The 6,334-nt window shown below is 69.3% G+C and carries 5 protein-coding genes and 1 pseudogene; 3 read left to right on the forward strand and 3 right to left on the reverse strand.

Annotated elements, in window-relative coordinates; all coding sequences use genetic code 11:
• Positions 1-65 precede the first annotated feature (65 nt).
• Both LJ657_RS39365 and LJ657_RS39370 read left to right on the forward strand, forming a co-directional pair.
• A complete protein-coding gene (locus tag LJ657_RS39365) occupies positions 66-1,136 on the forward strand; it encodes a LacI family DNA-binding transcriptional regulator (RefSeq protein ID WP_232654487.1) in 1,071 nt (356 codons plus the stop codon).
• Positions 1,137-1,167: 31 nt separating this feature from the next.
• Positions 1,168-3,264, forward strand: a complete 2,097-nt coding sequence (locus LJ657_RS39370; RefSeq protein ID WP_232654488.1) for a CBM35 domain-containing protein — start codon at positions 1,168-1,170, stop codon at positions 3,262-3,264.
• Between the two features lie 77 nt (positions 3,265-3,341).
• Here the strand turns inward: LJ657_RS39370 and LJ657_RS39375 are convergent, their stop codons facing one another.
• Complete coding sequence (locus tag LJ657_RS39375) at positions 3,342-3,710, reverse strand: signal peptidase I (RefSeq protein WP_232654489.1); 369 nt, start codon at positions 3,708-3,710, stop codon at positions 3,342-3,344.
• A gap of 55 nt (positions 3,711-3,765) precedes the next feature.
• On the opposite strand from LJ657_RS39375, the gene LJ657_RS39380 reads away from it, so the two are divergent.
• Complete coding sequence (locus LJ657_RS39380) at positions 3,766-4,158, forward strand: hypothetical protein (RefSeq protein ID WP_232654490.1); 393 nt, start codon at positions 3,766-3,768, stop codon at positions 4,156-4,158.
• On the opposite strand, the gene LJ657_RS39385 is transcribed toward LJ657_RS39380, so the two are convergent.
• Both LJ657_RS39385 and LJ657_RS39390 read right to left on the reverse strand, forming a co-directional pair.
• Complete coding sequence (locus LJ657_RS39385; protein ID WP_232654491.1) at positions 4,133-6,172, reverse strand: beta-galactosidase; 2,040 nt, start codon at positions 6,170-6,172, stop codon at positions 4,133-4,135. The genes LJ657_RS39380 and LJ657_RS39385 overlap by 26 nt on opposite strands.
• Positions 6,173-6,218: 46 nt before the next feature.
• Positions 6,219-6,334: pseudogene (locus tag LJ657_RS39390) on the reverse strand (carbohydrate ABC transporter permease); the annotation flags it as partial.

The raw sequence follows: 6,334 nt of genomic DNA on the forward strand, positions 1-6,334 counted from the left end.
CTTGAGGATCAACTCCCCGGTTACGGTCCCTTGACGCCCACGTTGTGACCGCTCACAATCCTCGCATGTCTGTGACCGGTCACACAAGCTCCGGCGGCCGCACCGAGTCCCCCCAGGGGCAGCAGAAGGCCGCCAGTATCCGCGACGTCGCCCAGGCGGCGGGTGTCTCCTACCAGACCGTTTCGAGGGTCATCAACGGCCATCCGAACGTGAAGGAGGAGACCCGCAAGCGGGTGCAGGAGGCCATCGACACCCTGGGCTTCCGGCGCAACGCCACCGCGTTCGCCCTGGCCAGCGGTGTCACCCGGTCGATCTCGGTCCTCACCTCGAACACCGTGCTCTACGGCTACGCAGCGACCCTGCAGGGCCTGGAGGAGGCGTCCCGCGCCGCCGGGTACGCGCTCGGTGTGCGGGTGCTGACACCCGAGGACGACCTGGACCGCGCGGTCGCGGCAGCCGCCGACACCGCAGGCGGCATCGTGGTCATCGGCTTCGACCAGCTCGGGGCCGAGGCGCTGTCCCGCGTCCCGGCCAACGTGCCGTGCGCCGCGGTCGTGGAGGCACCGCCCCGGGGTCACAAGCCCGACCGTCCCGCCGTATGGGCCGACGACCGTGAGGCCGCGCGGGCCGCCACCGAGCATCTGCTCGCGCTCGGGCACAAGACCGTTCACTACGTGGCGATTCCCGCCTCGACCGGGACCCGGCGCTCGGCCGGACCCCGCGCCGAGGGCTGGCGCCAGGCCCTGAAGACGGCCGGCGTCACGCCCCCCGCCCCGTCCGGCAAGGGCTGGGACGCCCAGGCCGGTTACGAGGCCGGCAAGAAGCTCGCCCGGAACCCGGACGTCACCGCGATCCTGTGCGGCAACGACGACCTGGCCCTGGGTGTCCTCAGGGTCCTGCACCACGCGGGCCGGCGGGTCCCGGAGGACGTCAGCGTCATCGGCTTCGACGACGCCCCGCACTCCGAGTTCGTCACCCCGTCCCTCACCACCGTGCGCATGGACTTCCAGGGGCTGGGCCGCGCGGCCTTCGGGCTGTTGCGCGCCCAGATCGACACCGACCTGCCCGCATCCGCACCGGCGCCGGCCGACCCGGCGCTCGTCCTCCGGGAGAGTTCCGGGGTACGCGAGGCGTGACCGACCGCCAACTCGGCTTCCCCCCCCTCTCTTGACGGCCCTCCCGGCCGCCAACTGGTACACCGGCCTGGGCAGTTCCACCACTTCCACGTACAACAGCGCCCTGAGCAGCTTCGAAAGCGACTGGACCACCGTCTACGGCAAGATCCGCTCGATCATCCCGAACGCCAGGATCGCCGGGCCCAACGAGACGCACTACGACGCCCGCCTCATGGGCGACTTCTACCCGTGGGCCAAGGCCCACAACGTGCTGCCGGACATCACCACCTGGCACGAACTGGACCCCGGTTCGCTGTCCCACTTCGAGTCGAACCTGGCCGCCTACCGGACCCTTGAGACCAACGCCCACATCAGCGCCAGACCGGTCAACATCGACGAGTACGGCGACCTCTCCGTCCCCGGTCAGATGATCCAGTGGATGTCCATGTTCGAACGGAACAAGGTCTACGCCTATCAGGCGTACTGGGACATGGCAGGCAATCTGGACGGCAACGTCAGCCAGACCAACATACCCAACGGCGACTGGTGGCTGCTGCGCTGGTACGCGGGCCTGACCGGGCAGACCGTCAAGGTGACACCGCCGCAGTCCAACGTCATCGACACACTGCAGGGCATCGGCTCCCTCGACAAGGGCCGTAAGCAGGCCCAGGTGCTGCTCGGCGGCGGCAACTCCGGCGCCGCCGACACCGTCGTCCAGCACATACCTCCCTCCTTCGGCGGCAGAGTCAACGTCTCGGTCGAACGCACCGCGTGGAGCGGCTACGAGGGTGCGGGTCCCACACCGACCGTGCTGTCCCGCAGCACGCGGAAGGTCGGGGCCAACCGCACCATCACCGTCCCGCTGACCGGCCTCGACCCGATGGCGGCGTACCGCATCGTCATCAACCCCGCAGGCAGCGGCACGCCCACAACGGCCGACGTGCCCTGGCAGGCGTCGTACGAGGCGGAGAACGCGGCCATCACCGGCGGCACGGTCTACACCCAGGGCTCGGTGTCCAACGCCTACGGCTACGCCACCTCGGGCACCAAGGACGTCGGCAGCCTCAACCAGTCGACCAGCAAGGTCGCCTTCACAGTCAGCGTCCCGACGACGGGCACGTACGACCTGAACATCTTCTACGGCAACCAGTCGAGCCAGACCGCCACCCCGGCCACCCAGAACCTCACGGTCGACAGCGGCACCGCGAAGACCATCACCTACCCGCCGACCCTGAACTGGACCTACCGGTCCACCGTGCGCACCCCGGTGTCCCTGACCGCGGGCACGCACACCCTGACCCTCGCCAAGGGCACCACGGGCGAGGTCACCCTCGACAAGATCGACCTCACCACGTCCCCCGGCCAGGACCCCGTCTACCCCGCGACCTACGCCGACATCACAGGATCGCCGTCGTACGACTACCGCGCCTCCGGCATCAGCGGCGCAGGCGCCGTGGTGCTGCGCTCCGGTGACAAGGCCGCCTTCGACGTCTACGCCCCCACCGACGGCTACTACACGGTCCACGCCGGCTACGCCTCCACCGGCAGCGGCACCCTGAGCCACGACGGCGCCACCGCGTCCACCCTCGCCTCGACGAGCGGCAGCCTCACCGACAGGACCCAGATCCTGTACCTGTCGGCGGACAACAACCACATCACCGCGGCAGGACCGGGTGGCGGCAGCCTGACCCTGCGGGACCTCCGCGTGACCGGCACGGCCGACACCTCGGGCGTCACCGTCTACGAGGCCGAGAACGCCACCCGCGCCGGGACGGCAGCCGTCTCCAGCAACTCCTGGTCCTCCGGCGGCAGTTACGTCGGCCATGTCGGCAACGGCTCCGGCAACACCCTCACCTTCCAGGTGAACACCGCCTCGGCCGGGCGCTACGTCCTGAACGTGCGCTACGCCAACGACCAGGTCTCCCGCTCCGGCAACTACAACACCAACGTGGTCTCCAGGGCGGCGAACATCGCCGTCAACGGCACCGCCACGACCGTCATGTTCCGCAACAACTACAGCTGGTCGAGCTGGTGGGACCTGCCGGTCCCGGTCACCCTCAACGCCGGCACCAACACCATCACGCTCGGCAACCCCACCGCGTACGCGCCCGACATCGACCGTGTGAGCGTCGCGCCGCTGACCGGCTGACGGCACCCTCGGCCGGGGCCTGCGTCAGGCCCCGGCCCCCCTCTCGCCACGCCGATTCACTTTCCGCACGTTGCGAATTATTCACGCGTGACGGCATAACCGGCTACGGACGGCCACCGGACCGTCAGCAATATGGATTCCTCTTCCGCATACCACGAGTGGTCGATTCCAGGACCCCACACCACATAATCGCCCTGGCGTTCCAGAACGATACTGTCGGTCGGGAAATCCACCCGGAAACGGCCGCTGACAAGTACGAGGAGAGCGGTTCGCTCTTCTCCGGTCACCCACTCGGCCCGCTCGTCACCTCTCGGGTGGACACCCCATTTGACCTCCACGGCCCGACTGTGACGAGGGTCGTCGACACCCTTGAAATGTCCCAGGATCCATCCTCGATCCAGCGGTGCATCCACGCCTGCATTTCCTACATAAAAACTGTCACCCATAGTCCCGAAATATACCGCTGGCTGCCATCCATGCGGGTGTGCCAGGGTGGCGGGCGTGACACGCCGCTTTCTTCCCGGTCTCGAACTGGCCGAGCTGTTCCACCGGCAGGTCGTCGCGCCGATCCTCGACGCCGCGCTGCAGGGCGTGGCGTACTCGGCGGCGCTGATCGGCTACGGCTCGGAGGTGCAGGGTTTCGACACCGTACGCTCCACCGACCACGCCTGGGGTCCGCGACTGCAGGTGTTCCTCGCGGGCGAGGACGTCCGAGCCCGTGTGCGGCTCCTGGAGGCGGATCTCGACCGGCGGCTGCCGACGCGGTTTCTCGGCTGTCCGGTTCGGTTCTCCTTTCCTGACGGCGCACCGGCCCGGCACTGGGTGCACGTCCACGATCTGCGGCCTGGTATCCCGATGACGTGTGGCGTTATGTGCTGGCCTGCCAGTACGTGAGCCGTTGTGTACGGACCACGGCCACGCCTCCTTCGGGGACCGTGACCGAGCCGTCGACCGGCTTGCCGGTGAGGAGTTCGACTCCGTCCGCGGGGATCTCGGCGCCGTGGCCGGCGTGGTCGATGAGGAAGAGGTAGTCGGCGTCGGCGCCGCGCCTGCGGACGACCTCGACGCCGGCCGGTGCCTCGTGCTCCGGCCGTACGCCCGCCTCCTGGCCGATGCGCTGCAGGACGGCGGCCAGAGTGGCGGGGTCCGGATGGGTGGCGAGGTACCAGGCGGTTCCGCTCCCGTAGGCGTGGCGCGTGATGGCCGGGACATCGGCCAACGAACCGTCGGTGTACGTCGCGACGGCCTCCGCGCCGGTGAGCCGGAGGCGCTCGGTCCACAGGTCGGCGGTCGCGCCCCTCGGGACCTGGCCGGCCAGGCCGACCGACTGGCCGGGCAGCAGAGGGAAGGGCTCGTCCGCGCGCACCCCGAGAATCTCCCGGAAGGCGCCCGGGTAACCACCCAGGCGGACGTGGCAGTTCTCGTCCACCGCTCCGCTGTGGAAGCCCACCGCCAGGGTGCCGCCCCGCTCGACGAACCCGGTCAGGTTGGCCGCGCCCGTGTCGTCGACCAGGTACAGGCTGGGGGCGAGGACGAGCTGATAGCGGTCGAGGCCGGGGGTGTCGGGGCGCACGAAGTCGACTGCCACTCCGGCCTTCCACAACGGCGTGTACCAGTCCCTGACCAGGTCCTGGAAGCAGAGCTCGGCGCTGGGCTGGGAGGGCAGTTCCATGGCCCAGCGGGCGTTCCAGTCCCAGACGATGGCAACCTTGGCGGGAGTGGTGCTGCCGCGGACCTCGGCAAGTGCTCGCAGGTCGGCGCCGAGTTGGACGACGTCCTGCCAGATCTGGCTGTCGGTGCCCGCGTGGGGCAGCATCGCCGAGTGCCACTGCTCGGCGCCCGCCTTGGCCGCGCGCCACTGGAAGAAGAGGATGCCGTCGGCGCCGTGGGCGACGTGCGCGAGGGCGTTGCGGCGCATCTCACCGGGCGTCTTGGCACGGTTGACGGGCTGCCAGTTGACGGCGCCGGTCGAGTGCTCCATCAGCACCCAGGGACCGCCTGCCATAGAGCGCATCAGGTCACCACAGAGAGCGACGTCGATCTCCGACTCCGGGTCGCTGGAGCGCAGGTAGTGGTCGTTGGAGACGATGTCCAGTTCGGGCGCCCAACGCCAGTAGTCCAGTGCCTCGATGCTGAAGTTCACCATGAAGTTGGTGGTGGCCGGGATGCCGGGCGCAGCGAGGCGGAGCACGTCGCGTTCGGCGGTGCACAGGGAGAGCAGCTCATCGGAGCAGAAGCGGCGCCAGTCCAGCTGGTGGGTCGGATTGGGGGCGGCTCCCGTGGCGCGGGGCGGCAGGATCTCCTCCCAGTCGTAGTACCACTGGCTCCAGAAGGTGGTGCCCCAGGCGTGGTTGAGGGCGGCGAGGTCGTCGCCGTACTTGGCTCGCAGCCAGCCCCTGAAGGAGGCCGCGCTCAGGTCGCAGTAGCACTCCGCGTTGTGGCAGCCGTACTCGTTGTGCACGTGCCACATGACGACCGCAGGGTGGTCGGCGTACCGTCGGCCGATCTCGTCGGCCATGCGCAGGGCGGCCTCGCGGTAGGCGGGGCTGGACGGGCAGAACGTCTGGCGGCTGCCGTACGACAGTGTCCGGCCGTCCCGGTCCACCGGCAGCGCTTCGGGATGGGCGCGGAAGAACCAGGCGGGCGGGGCGGCCGTCGGGGTGGCGAGGTCGGCGGAGATGCCGTTCGCGTGGAGCAGGTCCAGGACGCGGTCCATGCGGGAGAAGTCGTACACGCCCTCCGCGGGCTCCAACAGGGCCCAGGAGAAGATGCCGACGCTGACCATGGTCACCCCGGCCTCGCGCATCAGGCGCATGTCCTCGGCCCAGACGTCCTCGGGCCACTGCTCGGGGTTGTAGTCGCCGCCGTAGGCGATGCCGGGCAGGCGAAGGCGACGTTCGGTGCTCACTTGTGGCACTCCGGGGATAGCAGGAAACAGGTGACTTGAAGGGCTGTCAGCCCTTGTTGGCGCCGAGGGTGAGGCCGCTGACGAACTGGCGCTGGAGTACGAAGTACACGATCAGGGTGGGGATCGCGGTGAGCAGGGCGCCGGCGGCGACCAGGTTGGGGT

Source organism: Streptomyces guryensis, from assembly GCF_021261325.1.
In the GTDB taxonomy this organism is placed as follows: Bacteria; Actinomycetota; Actinomycetes; order Streptomycetales; family Streptomycetaceae; genus Streptomyces; species Streptomyces guryensis.

Bases quoted from the DNA above. Each gene is read 5' to 3' on its own strand.
- LJ657_RS39365 (WP_232654487.1), top strand. From the start codon at position 66: ATGTCTGTGACCGGTCACACAAGCTCCGGCGGCCGCACCGAGTCCCCC.
- LJ657_RS39375 (WP_232654489.1), bottom strand. From the start codon at position 3,710: ATGGGTGACAGTTTTTATGTAGGAAATGCAGGCGTGGATGCACCGCTG.